Below are 14,538 nucleotides of genomic sequence, written 5' to 3' on the forward strand. Positions count from 1 at the left end.
GGTGAACCCCGACAGTCCCGATTCCGAGCGGCCCACGCCGCCCGGCGGCGAGCCGTCCGTACCTCCGGCGTCCGCGGATCCGTTCGCGCCGGCGCAGAGTCCGGGCGGTACGCCGCCGCCCCATGACTGGCTCGTCGGCCCGCTCCCGGTGGGGCCGCCTCGCCGACCGGGCCGGATCTGGGCGACGGTGCTCGGCACCGCGCTCGCGCTGGCCGTGCTGGGTGCGCCTCTCGGGCTGCTCTGGGCGGCGCTCGCGCCGGACACCCCGGTGCTCAAGACCGCCGAGGGGGCCATCTACGCCGAGCCGCAGCCGGAGCAGCCGATCGCCGCGGACGGCTGGTTCAGCCTCGTCGGGCTCGGCTTCGGGGTGCTGGCGGCGCTCGCCCTGTGGTTTCTGCTGCGACGCTGGCGTGGCCCCGTCGGGCTGCTCGCCGCGGTGCTCGGCGCGCTGGCCGCCGCGCCGGTGGCCTGGCAGGTGGGGCGCCGCATCGGCCTGAGCACCTACGACCGGCTGCTGGACACCGCCCCCGCCGGTCAGGCGTTCACCAAACCCGCCGACCTGCGTGCCGGTGGCGTCGACTGGCTGTTCGGCGTGTTTCCGGTGCCGCACGGCAGCCTGCTGCTGCCGGCGTTCGGCGCCGCCATCACGTACACGCTGCTGGCCGGCTGGTCGCGTTGGCCGTCGCTGCGGCCCGAGCCCGACCCGGCGGCGCTCAGTTGGGCGTCGGCGGGGACGCCAGTTCCGACAGCGGCACCGGAACCGCCCGCACCTGGCGCAGCAGAGCCGCCTCGCGGTTGAGCAGCCGCAGCTCGGCGCGGAGCCGGGCGGCGGTGTCGTCGATCGCCAGCAGCCGTTGCCTGTCATCCACTGTCAGCGCTGCGGTGGCCGCCACCAGGTGGGACAGCACTGTCGGGTCCTCCGGCAGCTGCTCGGAGATCTCCTCCGGGTCGGCGCGGATCAGCCCCAGATATTGCCGGAACACGGCGATCACCCGTGCCGCCAGCAGGTCGGCCACCTCGTCCGGCCCGGCCGGCTCGGGCAGCCACTCGACGTCGGCGGTCAGGTAGGGCGCGGCGGCGTCGTCGACATCGGCGATCCGGAACCGGCGTCGGCCGACCGTGACGATGTCGAAGCCGCCGTCGTCAAGCTCGGTCACCTGGCGCAGCTCGGCGGTGCAACCCACCTCGTGCAGGGTGACATCGCCCACCCCGGGGGTCGGACGGCCGCCCGGCCCGGTGGGCGCGACCTCCCAGCCGGCCTGGATGGCGACCACCCCGAACTCACGCGGCGCGCCCTCGGGCAGGCCGACCAGATGCCGAACCAGGGCGCGGTAGCGCTCCTCGAAGATGTGCAGTGGCAGCACCAACCCGGGAAAGAGCACCGTTGCGAGCGGAAACACCGGCAGCCGTGCGGTCACGTGGTCGAGCCTAACCAATCCGGCGGGCGACGGCGTGGCCCGGCTCACCGTCCCGCCGAGCGGACGGCTCGGGTGGGCGGCGAGCCCGCCGCCTAGACTCGCAAGGGTGCTGAATCGGATCGACCTGCGCGGTGGCCTCGGTGACCCGCGCCGCCTGCTGCCCCGTGCCCAGCTCGACGTCTCCGTGGCCGTCGAGCGGATCAAGCCGCTCGTGGAGGCGGTCCGGGAGCATGGTTACCCGGCGATCCGGGAGGCAAGCGAGCGGTTCGACGGCGTCTCGCCGGAGGTGCTGCGCGTCCCGGTCGAGGTGATCGCCGAGGCCGAGGGGGTGCTCGACCCGGCCGTGCGCGCCGCCCTGCTGGAGTCGATCAGCCGGGCCCGTCGGGTGCACGACGACCAGCGGCGCACCGACCACGTCACGCAGGTGGTGCCGGGCGGCACCGTTACCGAGCGATGGTTGCCTGTCGACCGGGTAGGCCTCTACGTCCCCGGCGGGCTGGCCATGTACCCGTCGACAGTCGTGATGAACGTGGTGCCGGCCCAGGCGGCCGGTGTGCGCTCGCTCGTGGTGGTCAGCCCGCCGCAGAAGGACAACGGCGGTCTGCCAGACCCCCGGGTGCTCGCCGCGTGCGCGCTGCTCGGCGTCGACGAGGTCTACGCGGTCGGCGGCGCCCAGGCGGTGGCGATGCTTGCCTACGGTTCGGCTGTCGACCCGGCCGGCGAACTGCGGTGCGAGCCTGTCGACCTGGTCACCGGCCCGGGCAACATCTGGGTGACCGCCGCCAAGCGGTTGCTGCGCGGCGTTGTCGGCATCGACGCCGAGGCCGGGCCGACCGAGATCGCCATCCTGGCCGACGACACCGCCGACGCGGCGCACGTCGCCGCCGACCTGATCAGCCAGGCCGAGCACGATCCGCTGGCCGCCAGCGTGCTGGTGACCCCGTCGCTGGAGCTTGTCGACGCGGTCGAGCGGGAGTTGGCCCGGCAGGTGCCGGCCACCAAGCACACCGAGCGGGTGACCACGGCGCTGACCGGCGAGCAGAGTGGCGTGGTCCTGGTCGACGATCTTGAGGCGGGGCTGCGGGTGGTCGACGCGTACGCGGCCGAGCACCTGGAGATCCAGACGGCCGACGCCCGGGAGTGGGCGCTGCGGGTACGCAACGCCGGGGCGATCTTCGTGGGCGCCTGGTCGCCGGTGTCGCTCGGCGACTACTGCGCCGGCTCCAACCACGTGCTGCCCACCGGTGGCTGCGCCCGGCACTCCTCCGGTCTGTCGGTGCAGTCGTTCCTGCGGGGTGTGCACCTGATCGAGTACACCGAGGCGGCCCTGCGCGAGGTGGCCCCGCACGTGGTCACCCTCGCGAACGTGGAGGACCTGCCCGCGCACGGCCAGGCCGTCCAGGCCCGCTTCCCGGGAGGGTCGGCGTGACGAGCCTGGAGGATCTGCCTATCCGCGACGACCTGCGCGGGCTGACGCCGTACGGGGCGCCGCAGCTGGACGTGCCGGTGCGGCTCAACACCAACGAGAACTCCTACCCGGTGCCGGAGCCGGTGGTCGACGCCATCGGTAAGGCGCTCGCCGCCGAGTTGCGCGAGTTGAACCGCTATCCGGACCGGGACGCGGTGGCGCTGCGCGCCGACCTGGCCGACTATCTCGGGCACGATCTCACCGTCGAGCAGGTGTGGGCGGCGAACGGGTCCAACGAGATCCAGCAGCAGTTGCTCCAGGCCTTCGGTGGCCCGGGTCGCAGCGCGCTCGGCTTCGTGCCGGCGTACTCGATGCACCCGCTGCTGGCGATGGGCACCGGCACCCGGTGGGTGCCGGCCCAGCGCGGCGTCGACTTCGGGCTGACCGCCGACGAGGCTGTCGCCCAGGTCCGCGAGCACCAGCCCGACGTGGTGTTCCTCTGCTCGCCGAACAACCCCACAGGCACCGCGCTGGACCCGGCGGTGGTCGCCGCGGTCCTCGACGCGGCGCCGGGCATCGTGGTGGTCGACGAGGCGTACGCCGAGTTCGCCAGACCCGGCACTGTCAGCGCCCTCGCGGTGCTGCCGGGGCACCCGCGGCTCGTGGTGACCCGGACGATGAGCAAGGCGTTCGGGTTCGCCGGCGGCCGACTGGGTTACCTGGCGGCCGACGCGGCGGTGGTCCAGGCGGTGCAGTTGGTCCGGTTGCCATACCATCTGTCCGCGTTGACCCAGGCCGCCGCCCGCGCGGCGCTGGCGCACCGCGACGCCCTGCTCGGTACGGTGAGCGCGATCATGGGCCAGCGGGACCGGATCGTGGCGACGTTGCGCGGGCGAGGGCTGCGGGTGGCCGACAGTGACGCCAACTTCGTGCTGTTCGAGACCGGTGGCGACCAGGCCACAGCCTGGCGCGCCCTGCTGGATCAGGGGGTGCTGGTCCGCGACGTCGGCCTGCCGGGCTGGCTTCGGGTGACAGCGGGCACCCCCGCCGAGACCGACGCTTTCCTTACCGCGATGGAGACTGTGAGCTTGCGCGCCCCGCAGTCGCGACCGAAAGGCAAGACATGAGCAGGACCGCCCGGGTGGAGCGGATCACCAAGGAGACCAAGGTCCTCGTCGAGATTGACCTCGACGGCACCGGCGCGGCCGAGATCAGCACCGGCGTGGGTTTCTACGACCACATGCTGAACCAGATCGCCCGGCACGGCGGCTTCGACCTGACCGTGCGCACCGTGGGTGACCTGGAGATCGACGCGCACCACACGATCGAGGACACCGCGCTCGCCCTGGGCGCCGCGTTCGACCAGGCGCTCGGCGACAAGGCGGGCATCCGGCGGTACGGTTCGGCCACGGTGCCGATGGACGAGGTGCTGGTACGGGCCGCGGTGGACCTGTCCGGCCGACCGTACGTGGTGCACGACGAGCCGCTGCTCGTGCCGTACATCGGGCCCGTGTACGCGACGAGCATGACCCGGCACATCTGGGAGTCGTTCGGCCAGGCGGCCCGGGTCACTCTGCACGTCGACGTGTTGCGGGCGGCCCGACCCGGTGGGCACCCGGATGCGCACCACGTGGTGGAGGCGCAGTTCAAGGCGGTGTCGCGGGCGCTGCGCGAGGCCACGGCGATCGATCCGCGGGCGGCGGGCGCGATTCCGAGCACGAAGGGCGCGCTCTGATGAGCGCGAGGAGTGCAGCGCAGCGGAGCCCCGCAGTCGCGAATGAAGGGTGGCTCTGATGGGTGGCGCTTTGCCGACGTTGCTGCTGATCCTGGCGGGGGTGCTGGTGGGTGGCACGTGGTCGCTGTACCGGCAGGGTGCGCCGAAGGTCGCCGTGCTGATCACCGGGGCGCTAGCGGTGCTCGCCACGGCCGCCGGTGTGCTGCGGCTGATCCCGGGGTCGGACACGTGACCGCCGACGTGGTGGTGCTCGACTACGGCTCGGGCAATCTGCGTTCGGCGGAGCGGGCGTTGGCCGCGGCCGGCGCGACCGTGCGGGTGACCGACGACCTCGCGGCGGCGGCTGCCGCCGATGGTCTGGTGGTGCCGGGCGTGGGCGCGTTCGCGGCGTGCATGGCGGGGATCGACGCGCTGGGCGCGGGTCCGGTGATCGCCGAGCGGGTCGCGGCGGGTCGGCCGGTGTTCGGCATCTGCGTGGGGATGCAGGTGCTCTTCGAGTACGGCGAGGAGCACGGGGTGGTGACCAAGGGGCTGGGTCTGCTGCCCGGTGGGGTGACCCGCCTGGCTGCCGCCCGGTTGCCACACATGGGCTGGAACACGGTTCGGGCGGCGCGGGGTTCGGTGCTGTTCGCCGGCCTGCCGGCCGAGAGCCGGTTCTACTTCGTCCACTCGTACGCGATGGGTGATCCGGCTGCGCTGGCGGCTGCCGGTGCCGCCGTGACCACGGCTCACCATGACACCGATTTCGTGGCCGCCGTGGAGCGCGGGCCGCTCGCGGCTGCCCAGTTCCATCCGGAGAAGTCCGCCGACACCGGTGCCGCGCTGCTGCGCAACTGGCTCGCCACGCTGCCCAGCGGTGACTGAGCGTCGGCGCCGCCGGGCGCGGCCGGGCCTGCGCGGCCGTGGCACGGGCGCGGGGGTGGCGCGGTGAGCCGGGAGCGGGCCCGTCGGCGGGCGGAGCGGGAGGCTGTGCTGGCCCGGGAGCGGGCGGTCCGGCAGCGCCGGGTGGCCCGCCGGCAGCGTCGCCGCGCGGTGGTCCGCCGGTTGACGCCGAAGGTGCGGTGGGGTCGCTCGGGTCGGCTGGCCCGGCACTCGCGGGGTGAGCGGGCGGCGATCGTGCTGCTCACCGGGGCGGCCGTGGTCATGATCTGGACGTTCGTCGACGATCTGGCGTTGCGTATCGCGCTGATCGTGTTGTTGCTGCTCGTACTGCCGGCGATCGTGGTGATCGCCTTGGACCGCCGTACCTGATCGAGGAGAAGACGTGAGCCTCACCCTGTTACCTGCCGTGGATGTCGCCGACGGCCGGGCTGTCCGGCTCGTGCAGGGCGCCGCCGACAGCGAGAGCATCTACGGCGAGCCGTTGGACGCGGCCCTGGCGTGGCAGCGCGACGGCGCCGAGTGGATCCACCTCGTCGACCTGGACGCGGCGTTCGGCCGGGGTACGAACGCCCACCTGCTGGCCGAGGTGGTGCGTCAGTTGGACGTGAAGGTGGAGTTGTCCGGTGGTATCCGTGACGACGAGTCGTTGCGCGCGGCGCTGGGCACGGGGGCGGCGCGGGTGAACATCGGCACGGCCGCCCTGGAGGATCCGGTGTGGTGTGACCGGGTGGTCGCGGAGTACGGCGATCGGGTCGCCATCGGGTTGGACGTGCGCGGTCACACCCTGTCGGCGCGGGGCTGGACCCGTGACGGCGGTGACCTGTACGAGGTGCTGGAGCGGTTGGACAAGGCGGGCGCGACCCGCTACGTGGTCACCGACATCACCAAGGACGGCACGATGCGTGGGCCGAACCTGGATCTGCTGCGCGAGGTGTGCGCGCGTACCGACCGGCCGGTGATCGCCTCGGGTGGGGTGTCCACGTTGGATGACCTGCGGGCGCTGGCCGGCCTGGAGTCGATCGGTGTGGAGGGTGTGATCGCCGGTAAGGCGCTCTACGCGGGCGCGTTCACGGTGGCTGAGGCGCTGCGGACGCTGGCCGAGGCGTGACGACCACCAGGCTGGGCTCGGGCGGCCCGTGGGAGCAGCGGTACGGCTACTCGCGGGTGGTCCGGGCCGGGCAGTTCGCCTGGACGGCGGGCTGCACGGCGACGGTGGACGGTCGGGTGGTCCACGTTGGTGACGCCGCCGCGCAGACCGCGCAGGCGTTGCGGATCGGGTTGGCGGCGCTCGCCGAGGTGGGTGCGGAGCCGGGTGACGTGGTCCGTACCCGGATGTACGTGATCGATCGGCTGCACGCCGACGAGGTGGGCCGGGCGCACAATGCGGTGTTCGGAGCGGTCCGGCCGGCCGCCACGCTTGTGGTGGTGGCCGCTCTGCTGGATCCGGAGCACCTGGTCGAGGTGGAGCTGGAGGCGTACCTCGGCGACAGCTGAGGTCGGGCCCCGGCGGTGACCGCCGGGGCCAGCCCAGGGGTGATTGTCGTGGCCCGCCCGCAGGCAGATCGGTTGTGCACAACTTAATTGTGGGCTACGGTGCGGTGGTGACCGATGATCTGCTGTTACGCCGACAGGTGTGCTTCGCGCTCTACGCCGCGTCGCGCGCCCTCACCGACGTCTACCGGCCGATCCTCGACGAGTTCGGGCTCACCTACCCGCAGTACCTGGTGCTGCTGGTGCTCTGGGAACGCCCCGACGACGCACCCACAGTCTCCGAGCTCGGCACCGAGCTGCGGCTCGACTCCGGCACGCTCTCCCCGCTGCTCAAGCGGTTGGAGACGGCGGGCCTGGTGGCACGGCGGCGGTCGGCGCGCGACGAGCGACGGGTCGAGGTGGGCCTCACCGAGCAGGGCAGGGCGCTGCGGGAGCAGCTCTGCGACGTACCGCTGCGGGTCGCGCAGGCCACCGGGCTGAGCCTCGGTGAGCTCGTGGCGTTGCGCGACACCCTCACCCGGGTCACCGACACCATCCACCGACAGAAGGAGCAGTGACTCTCATGCAGGTTCTCTACACCGCGTCGGCAACCGCCAAGGGCGACGGCCGCGACGGCCACGTCGAGACCTCCGACGGCACGCTGGCGCTCGACCTGGCCGTGCCGAAGGAGATGGGTGGCGCCGGTGGCGCCGCCAACCCCGAGCAGCTCTTCGCCGCCGGCTACGCGGCCTGCTTCCACAGCGCCCTGCGGGTGGTGGCCCGCCGGGCCAAGGCCGACGTGAACGGCTCGGTCGTCGACGCCGAGGTCGGCATCGGCCCCAACGGCAGCGGCGGGTTCGGGCTCACCGTGCAGCTCCTCGTCGACCTGCCCGCCGTCGGCCGCGAGACCGCCGAGCAGATCGTCGAGCAGGCCCACCAGGTCTGCCCCTACTCCAACGCCACCCGCGGCAACATCGACGTCACGCTTACCGTCCGCGAGACCCTGGCCGCGTGACGTCCGCAGATCTCCTGGCCCCGATCGCGGACGAGAGGACCCCCACCTGATGACCACCAACCGCGAGGTCCACCTGGCCAGCCGCCCTGCGGGCTGGCCCACCGAGGACACCTTCCGGCTCGTCGAGACCGACGTGCCGACGCCCGGCCCGGGCCAGATCGTGGTCCGCAACCAGTACATGTCCGTCGACCCGTACATGCGGGGACGGATGAACGACGTCAAGTCGTACGTGCCGCCGTTCGCCCTCGACGCGCCACTCGACGGCGGCGCGATCGGCGAGGTGGTGGCCAGCGAGACGCCCGACGTCGCCGTCGGCGACACCGTCCTGCACAACCTGGGCTGGCGGGAGTACGCAGTGCTCGGCGCCAGATCCGCCCGCAAGGTCGACCCGAGCCTCGCACCCGTCAGTGCGTACCTCGGGGTGCTGGGCATGACCGGCCTGACCGCGTACGCCGGTCTGCTGGAGGTCGCGGCGATGAAGCCCGGCGAGACGGTCTTCGTCTCCGCCGCGGCCGGTTCGGTGGGCAGTCTGGTCGGGCAGATCGCCAAGCTCAAGGGCGCCGGCCGGGTGGTCGGCAGTGCCGGTACGGCCGCCAAGGTGCAGCGGCTGAAGGCGCTGGGCTTCGACGCCGCGTTCGACTACCACGACGGGCCGGTCCGCGAATCGCTGCGCGAGGCCGCCCCGGACGGCATCGACGTCTACTTCGACAACGTCGGTGGCGACCACCTGGAGGCGGCGATCTCGGCGATGAACCTGCACGGTCGGGTCGCCATCTGCGGCATGATCGCGCAGTACAACGACACCGAGCCGCCGGCCGCGCCGCGCAACCTGGCGATGGTCATCGGCAAGCGGCTCACCCTGCGCGGCTTTCTGGTGAACGATCACGGCCACCTGCGCGAGGAGTTCGTCCGCGACGTAGCGGGCTGGCTGCGTGAGGGCCAGCTCTCCTACGACGAGACGATCATCGACGGCATCGACAACGCCCCAGCCGCGTTCCTCGGCCTGCTGCGGGGGGAGAACCTCGGCAAGATGCTCGTTCGTCTGTGACAGGGACCTCTTCACGGCGGTCGGCCCGAATGGGCCGGCCGCCGTCGCGCGGGCGGAGGATAGGCTGGCGACATGACGGTGGCGGTACGGGTGATCCCGTGTCTGGACGTGGACGCCGGACGGGTGGTCAAGGGGGTCAACTTCCTCGACCTGCGCGATGCTGGTGACCCTGTGGAGTTGGCTGCCGCCTACGACCGGGCCGGCGCGGACGAGCTGACCTTCCTCGACGTCACGGCGTCCTCCAGCGACCGGGGCACCATGCTCGACGTGGTCCGCCGCACCGCCGAGTCGGTCTTCATCCCGCTGACTGTGGGTGGCGGGGTCCGGCAGGTCGCCGACGTCGACACGCTGCTGCGCGCGGGCGCCGACAAGGTCGGCGTGAACACCGCCGCCATCGCCCGACCGGAGCTGATCGCCGAGATCGCCGACCGGTTCGGCCGGCAGGTGCTCGTGCTCTCCCTTGACGTGCGCCGCGCTCCGGCCGGCGGCACGCCCAGCGGCTTCGAGGTCACCACGCACGGCGGTCGACGCGGCACCGGCGTCGACGCTGTGGACTGGGCGCGGCGGGGCGCCGAGCTGGGCGCGGGGGAGATCCTGCTCAACTCGATGGACGCCGACGGCACCAAGGCGGGCTTCGACCTGGAACTGATCGCCGCGGTGCGGGCCGTTGTGGACGTACCGGTGGTGGCCAGTGGCGGCGCCGGTGAGGTGGCGCACTTCGCGCCGGCGATCGGAGCCGGTGCGGACGCGGTGCTCGCCGCCAGTGTCTTCCACTTCGGTGAGCTGACCGTGGGCGAGGTCAAGGACGCGCTGCGCCGCAGCGGTCACCCGGTGCGCTGAGCCCGGTCAGTGGCCGCCGGTGTGTCCCTCCGGTGACCGGCGGGGCGTGGGGATCGAGCGGACGGCGTACTCCTGCACGGCCGCCGCGTGATCGGCCTCGTCCAGGCTCCAGTCGGCGTGACCGGGCGCGCGCCGGCGGCTCAGCACACCCTGCACGGTGTCCACCATTGTCGCCACCCCGGCGCGCGGCCGGGAACGCCAGAGCTGCTCGCCCTCGGCGGTGATCCGGAACCAGCCGTCGGCGACGGTAACCAGCCCGGAGCCCACAAGCCGCTGGACGGCGGCCTCCACCTCGTGCCGCTCGGGGATCGCCCGGTTGAGGTGATCGGCTGTGGACAGCACGTCGGCCAGCCGGACGCCCTCGGGCCGGCGGCTGGTCGCCGACCGACGGTGCCGCCCGGCCCCGCTCGCGATCACCAGCGACACGAAGATCCAGGCGTCCGACCAACGCCAACCGTTCTCCCCCATGCAGAGATGATGACGGCGAGCGTCGCGGAAGGGAACACCTACCCTCGATAGTGCGCTATTACACCACCGTTGCGTGCCGGCCCGTGACCGTCGGTGAGGCTCAGCCAGCCGGCGCGACTGGTTCGACACCTTCGGTAGCGGTCCGCGTGACACCTGGCCGAACCGGCGCGGGGACCGCGAACAGCGGGATGAACAGTTGCGCCAGCGGCCCGATGGCCAGCGCGTACGCGACGGTGCCCACGCCGACAGTGCCGCCGAGCAGCCACCCCAGCGCGAGCACCGTGACCTCGATGACGGTGCGCACCAGCCGTACCGACCAACCGGGCCGGCGGGCCACCATTCCGGTCATCAGCCCGTCGCGGGGGCCAGGGCCCAGGTGGGCACCGAGGTAGAGGGCGGTCGCGGCGCCGTTGCCGACGATCCCGGTGATCAGCAGCGCGATCCGCAAGGCCAGCGGTCCACCGTCCGGCATCAGGGCCAATGTGGCATCCACGACGAGGCCGATCACCACCACGTTGCTGACCGTGCCCAGGCCGGGTCGCTGCCGCAGCGGGATCCAGAGCAGCAGCACCAGGGCACCGACGATGATTGTGACAGTGCCGAAGGAGAGCCCGGTCAGCTCGGACAGCCCCTGGTGGAACACGTCCCAGGGGTTGAGGCCCAGGCCGGAGCGGATCATCAGGGCCATGCTGACCCCGTACAGGACGAGCCCTGTGTAGAGCTGGGTGAGCCGCCGCACCGGCTGATGCCGCAGATTGCCAATCAGTGCCATGCATGCCACCCTAGGTGCCAATCCCCCCGGCGAAAGAGGCCAATATTCGAGGAGTGGCCATGTCAGGTCAGGTGCGAGGCATCCAATTGGCCCGACTGCTCGGTCAGTGGCACGCCCTGCCGGGCCGCCGCCGCAGCCCCGACTACGCCGCTCTGGCCGGTGCCGTACGTGGTCTGCTCGCCGACGCCCGACTGCCGCTGGGCGTCCGCCTCCCTGCCGAACGGGAGCTTGCCGAGGCGCTGCGGATCAGCCGTACCACTGTCACCGCCGCGTACCGGGAGTTACGCGAGACCGGGCACCTTGCCAGCCGTCGGGGCGCCGGCAGCTGGACGATGCTGCCCGCCAACCACCGCGTCGCGAGCACCGGGCTGTGGACTCCGGTGGACGACCGGGAGATGATCGACCTCGGTGTCGCCGCGCTCGCCGCCCCGCCGCAGCTGCTCGGCGCGGCCCGCGCCGCCACCGAGGACCTGCCCCGCTACCTGGGCGGCGCCGGCTACCACCCCACCGGGATCATCGAGCTGCGCGAGGCGGTGGCCGACGGCTACACCGCCCGGGGCCTGCCCACCTCGGCCGACCAGATCATGGTCACCAGCGGCACCCAGCACGCCCTGGACCTGGTGCTGCGGCTCGCCCTGCCGCCCGGCGGGAGCGTGCTCGTCGAGTCACCGACCTACCCCAACGCGCTCGCCGCCCTGTCCGGCCGGCGAGCCCGGATCACCACCCACGGGCTGTCCCTCGACGCCGGCGGTTGGGAGGCCGACCTGCTGCTGGGCAGCCTGCGGCAGACCCGGCCCAAGCTGGCCTACCTGATCCCGGAGTTCCAGAACCCGACCGGGCATCTGATGCCGTCCGCGCTACGCGAACAGGTGGTGTCCGCCGCCCACGCCGTCGGCACCGACCTGATCGTCGACGAGTCCTTCGTGGATTTGCCGTTGGACGGCACCGAGCTGCCCCCGCCGATGGCAGCGTTCGACAGGCACTCCCGGGTGGTCAGCATCGGCGGGATGAGCAAGCCGTACTGGGGTGGTCTACGGATCGGCTGGGTCCGCGCCTCCGCCCCGCAGGTGCAGCGACTGGCCGCCGTCCGGGTCGGCGTGGACATGTCCAGCCCGGTGCTCGACCAACTGGTCGCCGTACACCTGCTCGCCGACGCGGCGGCAATCGTCGCGGACCGTCGGGTCCAGCTCGCCGCCCAGCGCGACGCGTTGCTCGGCGCGCTGGCGCACCGGCTGCCGGACTGGCGGGTGAACGTTCCGCGCGGCGGCGTGACGTTGTGGGCCGAGCTGGACGGCCCGGTCTCCAGCGCGCTGGCCCGGGCCGCCGAGGAGGTCGGAGTCCGGTTGGCGCCGGGCCCCCGGTTCGGTCTCGACGGCACGTTGGAACGGTTCCTGCGGCTGCCGTTCACACTGCCCGCCGCCGACCTCGTGGAGGCCGTGGGGCGGATCGCCGCGGTCCGCTACGACCTTGACCGCGCTGGCCGGCAACGCTGGCGGGAGCCGGCCGTCATCGCCTGAGCCCGCCTACCGCCCGTGCCGGCCGAGACGCCGGTGATGCCGTGCCGGCTGAGACGCCGATGGCGCCGCACCCGAGTGGGTACGGCGCCACCGACGGTCGACTCACAGCTCGGCGAGGGTGCCGGCGTACATCTTGTCGATCTCGGCGGAGAAGTTGCTCTCCACTCCACGACGCTTGATCTTCAACGACGGGGTGATCTCGCCGTCCTCGATTGTCAGGTCACGCGGCAGGATCGCCACCTTCTTGATCGTCTCCCAGCGGTTGAGCTTCGCGTTGAGCTGGGCGACGTACTCCTCGACCATCGTCTGTGCCTCCTGCGAGGTCACGATCTCGGTGTAGCTGCGGCCCTCCAGCGGGCCGCCGGCGACCCAGCCCTGGATCGCGTCCGGGTCCAGCGTGACGAGCATCGTGCAGAAGTTGCGGGCCTGGCCGACGACGACCGCCTGCGAGGTGTACGGGCAGATCGCCTTGAACATGCCCTCGATGTGCGACGGCGCGATGTACTTGCCGCCCGAGGTCTTGACCAGGTCCTTCTTGCGGTCGGTGATCTGCAGGTAGCCCTGCTCGTCGAGGGTGCCGATGTCGCCGGTACGGAAGAAGCCGTCCTCGGTGAACGCGGCGGCGGTCTCCTCCGGCAGGTTGTGGTAGCCCCGCATCACCGGCCGACCGCGCACCAGGATCTCGCCGTCGGTGTCGATCCGGCACTCCAGGTCGCCCATCGCCCGGCCGACAGTGCCGATCCGCAGCCCCGACGGCGGGTTGACGAAGTTGCCGGCGCTGGTCTCGGTCAGGCCGTAGCCCTCGGAGATCGGCAGGTTTGCGGCGGCGAAGAAGGTGGCGATCTCCGGGCTGAGCGGAGCGGCACCGGAGACGAGCACACGCATCCGGCCGCCCAGGCGGGCCTGGAGCTTGCTGAACACCAGCTTCTCGGCCAGCCCGTAGCGCAGCTTGAGCCCGCCGGGCACCGGCTTGCCGGCCTGCTCCAGGGCCACCTTCTCCTTGCCGACCCGGACGCCCCAGGCGAAGATCTTCGCCTTCGCGCCGCCGGCGCCCTGCGCGGTGGTCACCGCCTTGTTGTAGACCTTCTCGAACACCCGGGGAGCGCCGCACATCAGCGTCGGGCGGATCACCGCCAACAGGTCGACCAGCTTGTCCACCCGCCCGTCGACGTAGGTGGGCAGCCCGACGTGGATGGCGCCGCAGAGCAGGGTCTTGCCGAACGAGTGGGCCAGTGGCAGCCACAGGTACTGGAGGTCGTCGTCGCGCAGCAGCCCGACCTCGGCCTGTGCCACGGCCTCCCAGCACCAGCCGCCGTGCAGCAGCTCGACGCCCTTGGGTTGACCTGTGGTGCCGGAGGTGTAGATCAGGGTGGCCAGGTGGTCCGGGCCGATGCCGGCCACCAGCATGTCGATCAGATCCGGCTCGGCGGCCAACGCGGCTTCGCCGCGCTGCTCCAACTCGGCGAGGGTGAGCTGCGGCACCGCAGCGGCGGGGTCGGCGGCACCGTCGAAGAGCACGACGTGGGTCAGTGCGGGCAGGTCAGCACCCGCGATCTTGGCCGCCTGGGCGGGGTTCTCCGCGAAGAGCACCCGCGAGCCGGAGTCCGCGATGATGAACGTCGCGTCTCCCGGCTCGGTGGTCGGATAGACGGTGGTGGTCGCCCCGCCGGCACACATGATGCCGAGGTCGGCGATCACCCAGTCGAGCCGGGTGTTGGCGAGGATCGCGACCGGATCCTCCTGGCCGACGCCGAGCGCGTGCAGGCCGGCGGCGACCGCCTTGGCGCGCTGACCGACCTGCTCCCAGGTCAGCCAGTTCGGGCCCGAGTCGTCGGGCAGTGGGGACGCGAAGGCGTGGCGGTCGGGGGTCGCTGCCACGCGCTTGAGGAACATGTCCGGGATGGAGCGGTACGGTACATCGAGAGCCATCGCTGTAGCCGCCTTCGGGGGTGGTGGCGTGACGGG

18 protein-coding genes are annotated in these 14,538 nt (G+C 72.3%); 14 read left to right on the forward strand and 4 right to left on the reverse strand.

Annotated features, from left to right (window positions below; genetic code table 11):
• Position 1 precedes the first annotated feature (1 nt).
• On the forward strand, positions 2-799 hold the full coding sequence (locus ACPXB1_RS17155) for a DUF2567 domain-containing protein (protein ID WP_355592992.1): 798 nt from the start codon (positions 2-4) through the stop codon (positions 797-799).
• Here ACPXB1_RS17155 and ACPXB1_RS17160 read toward each other — a convergent pair.
• Positions 714-1,418 carry an LON peptidase substrate-binding domain-containing protein gene (locus ACPXB1_RS17160; protein WP_355592991.1) on the reverse strand — a complete coding sequence of 235 codons (705 nt, stop codon included), beginning with the start codon at positions 1,416-1,418 and terminating at the stop codon, positions 714-716. The two genes, ACPXB1_RS17155 and ACPXB1_RS17160, sit on opposite strands and share 86 nt — an antisense overlap.
• Before the next feature lie 106 nt (positions 1,419-1,524).
• On the opposite strand from ACPXB1_RS17160, the gene hisD reads away from it, so the two are divergent.
• From hisD to hisF, 12 genes are all read left to right on the forward strand, one after another.
• Positions 1,525-2,847 (forward strand): histidinol dehydrogenase, encoded by a 1,323-nt coding sequence (gene hisD / locus ACPXB1_RS17165; RefSeq protein WP_355630452.1) that lies wholly within the window; start codon positions 1,525-1,527, stop codon positions 2,845-2,847.
• Complete coding sequence (locus tag ACPXB1_RS17170; RefSeq protein ID WP_355592987.1) at positions 2,844-3,953, forward strand: histidinol-phosphate transaminase; 1,110 nt, start codon at positions 2,844-2,846, stop codon at positions 3,951-3,953. Before hisD ends, ACPXB1_RS17170 begins: the two co-directional genes overlap by 4 nt.
• Positions 3,950-4,561: an imidazoleglycerol-phosphate dehydratase HisB gene (hisB, locus tag ACPXB1_RS17175; protein ID WP_167943296.1), complete on the forward strand. Its 612-nt coding sequence runs from the start codon at positions 3,950-3,952 to the stop codon at positions 4,559-4,561. The genes ACPXB1_RS17170 and hisB overlap by 4 nt, the downstream gene beginning before the upstream one ends.
• 58 nt (positions 4,562-4,619) lie before the next feature.
• Positions 4,620-4,793, forward strand: coding sequence for a hypothetical protein (locus ACPXB1_RS17180; protein ID WP_167943297.1), 174 nt, complete (start codon positions 4,620-4,622; stop codon positions 4,791-4,793).
• Positions 4,790-5,425 (forward strand): imidazole glycerol phosphate synthase subunit HisH, encoded by a 636-nt coding sequence (gene hisH, locus ACPXB1_RS17185; protein WP_425735512.1) that lies wholly within the window; start codon positions 4,790-4,792, stop codon positions 5,423-5,425. Before ACPXB1_RS17180 ends, hisH begins: the two co-directional genes overlap by 4 nt.
• A 63-nt stretch (positions 5,426-5,488) precedes the next feature.
• A complete protein-coding gene (locus ACPXB1_RS17190; RefSeq protein WP_355592982.1) occupies positions 5,489-5,812 on the forward strand; it encodes a hypothetical protein in 324 nt (107 codons plus the stop codon).
• A gap of 13 nt (positions 5,813-5,825) precedes the next feature.
• Complete coding sequence (gene priA / locus ACPXB1_RS17195; RefSeq protein ID WP_053658130.1) at positions 5,826-6,551, forward strand: bifunctional 1-(5-phosphoribosyl)-5-((5-phosphoribosylamino)methylideneamino)imidazole-4-carboxamide isomerase/phosphoribosylanthranilate isomerase PriA; 726 nt, start codon at positions 5,826-5,828, stop codon at positions 6,549-6,551.
• The gene (locus ACPXB1_RS17200; RefSeq protein ID WP_355630458.1) at positions 6,548-6,937 is read left to right on the forward strand and encodes a RidA family protein; all 390 of its coding nucleotides are present in this window, start codon (positions 6,548-6,550) and stop codon (positions 6,935-6,937) included. Before priA ends, ACPXB1_RS17200 begins: the two co-directional genes overlap by 4 nt.
• A gap of 107 nt (positions 6,938-7,044) precedes the next feature.
• A complete protein-coding gene (locus ACPXB1_RS17205) occupies positions 7,045-7,491 on the forward strand; it encodes a MarR family winged helix-turn-helix transcriptional regulator (RefSeq protein WP_355630461.1) in 447 nt (148 codons plus the stop codon).
• Between the two features lie 5 nt (positions 7,492-7,496).
• Positions 7,497-7,928 carry an organic hydroperoxide resistance protein gene (locus tag ACPXB1_RS17210; protein ID WP_355592976.1) on the forward strand — a complete coding sequence of 144 codons (432 nt, stop codon included), beginning with the start codon at positions 7,497-7,499 and terminating at the stop codon, positions 7,926-7,928.
• A 49-nt stretch (positions 7,929-7,977) separates the two neighbouring features.
• Positions 7,978-8,976: an NADP-dependent oxidoreductase gene (locus ACPXB1_RS17215; protein ID WP_425735513.1), complete on the forward strand. Its 999-nt coding sequence runs from the start codon at positions 7,978-7,980 to the stop codon at positions 8,974-8,976.
• Positions 8,977-9,048: 72 nt separating this feature from the next.
• Entirely contained in the window at positions 9,049-9,816 is a 768-nt protein-coding gene (gene hisF, locus ACPXB1_RS17220; protein ID WP_355592972.1) for an imidazole glycerol phosphate synthase subunit HisF, read from the forward strand.
• 6 nt (positions 9,817-9,822) lie between these two features.
• Here the strand turns inward: hisF and ACPXB1_RS17225 are convergent, their stop codons facing one another.
• Positions 9,823-10,284: a hypothetical protein gene (locus ACPXB1_RS17225; protein WP_355592970.1), complete on the reverse strand. Its 462-nt coding sequence runs from the start codon at positions 10,282-10,284 to the stop codon at positions 9,823-9,825.
• 100 nt (positions 10,285-10,384) lie between these two features.
• Positions 10,385-11,056 carry a YczE/YyaS/YitT family protein gene (locus ACPXB1_RS17230; RefSeq protein ID WP_355630467.1) on the reverse strand — a complete coding sequence of 224 codons (672 nt, stop codon included), beginning with the start codon at positions 11,054-11,056 and terminating at the stop codon, positions 10,385-10,387.
• Between the two features lie 59 nt (positions 11,057-11,115).
• Between ACPXB1_RS17230 and ACPXB1_RS17235 the strand changes: the two genes are divergently transcribed.
• The gene (locus ACPXB1_RS17235; RefSeq protein WP_355592967.1) at positions 11,116-12,573 is read left to right on the forward strand and encodes a PLP-dependent aminotransferase family protein; all 1,458 of its coding nucleotides are present in this window, start codon (positions 11,116-11,118) and stop codon (positions 12,571-12,573) included.
• A gap of 102 nt (positions 12,574-12,675) precedes the next feature.
• Here ACPXB1_RS17235 and ACPXB1_RS17240 read toward each other — a convergent pair whose 3' ends face one another.
• Positions 12,676-14,502, reverse strand: a complete 1,827-nt coding sequence (locus ACPXB1_RS17240; RefSeq protein WP_425735514.1) for an AMP-dependent synthetase/ligase — start codon at positions 14,500-14,502, stop codon at positions 12,676-12,678.
• Positions 14,503-14,538: the final 36 nt, after the last annotated feature.

The sequence above is a fragment of the Micromonospora sp. DT68 genome, assembly GCF_049847245.1.
Lineage (GTDB): Bacteria > Actinomycetota > Actinomycetes > Mycobacteriales > Micromonosporaceae > Micromonospora > Micromonospora profundi.